We start from the raw sequence: 2,566 nt of genomic DNA, 5'->3' as shown, positions 1-2,566 counted from the left end.
GTCGTGGAAAGACGATACGTTTGGCGTGACCTTTATTGACGGCGGCCACAAGGTCATCGTGACGAAAGTGAAGCCCAACGGCGAGGGCACGGTGAACGCGGCGAGCGGCGCCGTTGAGGGACAGCTTCTGGAAGAAGTGGCGCTGACCGGCAAGTTCACCAACCCCCATACGGGGAATCAGGTCGAGGGAGTGCTGGCGTGGGACGCGCCCGAGACCCTGCTGACGATCAGCGAAGAAGGCACTGAGCACAGCTGGACGTTCACGCCCTCTGACCAGACCAACTACGAAACAGTCACCGGCACGGCCACGGTCATCGTGAGCGCGCGGACGCCCACCACGATCATCCTGGACGGCACTGACACGTTCGATTACAACGGCAGGCCCCAGGGACTGAAATTCAAGACCGACCGGCAGAATGACAACACGCCCATCGTGGTGGAGTATGAGGTGGACGGCCAGTGGACCACGGACGCGCCCAAAAACGTGGGCACCTATCCGGTGAAGGCCACCATCGCCGCCACAAAAGAATATGAAATGGCCGAACATACGGAGGCCCTGACCATCAAGGCGGTCGCTGTCACGCCCAACGTCAATGTGACCATGGCCAAGCCCTATGACGGCACCACCAAAGCGACTGTGACGCTGGTCAATCTGCTCGGCCGCTGTGGCAGCGACGACGTCTCCGTCACGTTTACCGCCGCCTATGAGACGAAGGACGCCGGCCATACGATCATCACGATCAGATACGGCGCATTGACCGGCAAGGACGCGGGCAATTACTATCTGAGCAGCACCACCAAGCGGGAAAGCGGCACCATCCTCACCAAGGCCATCACGATCACCGCCAAGGACATCAAAAAGGAATACGGCGATGAATTGACCCTGACGGGAGATATGTTTACCGCGAAAGGCCTGGTGGACGGGGAGAGCCTGGCGAGCCAGCACGTGGACTACGCCTCTGAAGGCACGGCCTCCGAAGCGAAAGTAGGGACCTACCCGGTGACCGCCCGCGCCCACGGCGGCAACTACACCACCGGCGCATACAACAACGCCGCTCCGGTGGAGGCTCCGGCGGGCAACATGGAGGTCGTTCCGGCCGTGCCTGTGGTGTCCGACAGCGGCGTCAAGGCCGGCGAGGGCAAGCAGGGCGGCAAGCTGAAAGACGTGGCGCTCAACGGCTCTTTTGTCAACCCCCACAACTCCTCTATGAGCGTGGAGGGCGAGCTGGCGTGGACAGCTCCCGAAACAGATCTGCCGCTGACCGGCAGCACCTTCAAAGCCCAGTGGAAATTCACTCCCTCGGATACGGCCAACTACACGGGCACGGTCACGGGCGAGGCGGAAATCACTCTGCTGAGCCTGCCTACGGTCAAGGTAACGGCCAATAATAAGACCGTGGAATATAACGGCCAGCCCCAGGGCATAGATGAGCCGGTCGTGGAGGCTGGGAACGCGGATAAGGTCGCGCTGGAGATCGAGTACAGGCTCCACAAGGACGTCATCTCCACGTTTGCGCTGGAGAAGGCCGGCGGCCATGATGACTTTACCACCGAAAAGCCCGTGGACGCGGGCACCTACGACGTACACGTGCACGTGAATGTGCTGCCGGCGTTCGTTACGGAGTTTGCCAACGAGCTGCTGCAGCCCACCCTTATCATCACCCAGGCCAAGCCGGATGTGAGCGGCGTGACGGTGGAGGGCGGCTCCGCCGTGCCGGAGGGCACGGTCCTGACGGACGTGACGCTGACTGGCGCCAAGGGCCTGGACGGCAAGGCGCTGGGCGGCGCCTTTGCCTGGGAGCATCCGTACACCGTCATGACGGAGGAGGGAGACTATTCATGGACCTTCACGCCTGACGATCCCAACTACGCTGCCGTCACCGGCAGCAGCCATCTCACCCTTGCGGAGGACACCCGGACCATCCAGGCCACCGTTTACAACCTTCCCAACAGCCTGGGACACGGCGATTACGCGGTGGTGGATGTGGAAAAGAGCGGCTTGAAAGCGGGCGACGTCATCGTCTTCTATAAGGACGCCAGCGACCCGGTGTGCGAGCCTGTGACCGTCACCGCGGCGGATGTGACCGCCAAAACGTTGACGGTGCAGCTGGACGAAGATGCCCTGAGCGCCGGCGGCGGCAGCCTTACCAGCAGCATCAGCAGCAGCTCCCAGCATACGGCCGACCCGGTACCGTATCCGGCGGAGATGGGCTTCACCGTGCCTGAGACCCTGGTCACCTATGTGGGCAAGAGCGAGGTGCTGGACATCGTCGAGGCGGAAGGCTACGAGGTCAAGTCGGTCTCCATCACCGCCAACACAGGCGACTTCATCACCGTGGAGAAAAGCGATGCGATAGACGCTGTTATCACGGCGCTGAGCGTTGGCAGCACCACCCTGGAGGTGTCGCTGACGTTCGTCCATCCCGATCCGGCCAAGGCCGGCGAGACCATCACCATCAGCAAGACGGTGTATGTGGCCGTAATGGTCGATCCCGGCAAGGTAGAGGTGGAGGTCAAGCCCGAGGAGGGCGCGCCCGAGGTGTCCATTCAGGGGGCTGACCAGGCC

At 62.3% G+C, this 2,566-nt stretch carries 1 protein-coding gene; it reads left to right on the top strand.

Annotation, left to right across the window (positions count from 1 at the left end; translation table 11 throughout):
• Positions 1-2,566, top strand: a 2,566-nt coding sequence (locus tag Q0Z71_RS17030; protein ID WP_298025394.1) for a YDG domain-containing protein, incomplete at both ends; no start/stop codon positions are given.

The organism is uncultured Dysosmobacter sp. (assembly GCF_947631635.1).
GTDB lineage: Bacteria > Bacillota > Clostridia > Oscillospirales > Oscillospiraceae > Oscillibacter.
Note: the sequence above shows the minus strand (reverse complement) of the source record. Positions and strands in the feature narration are given on the sequence as shown.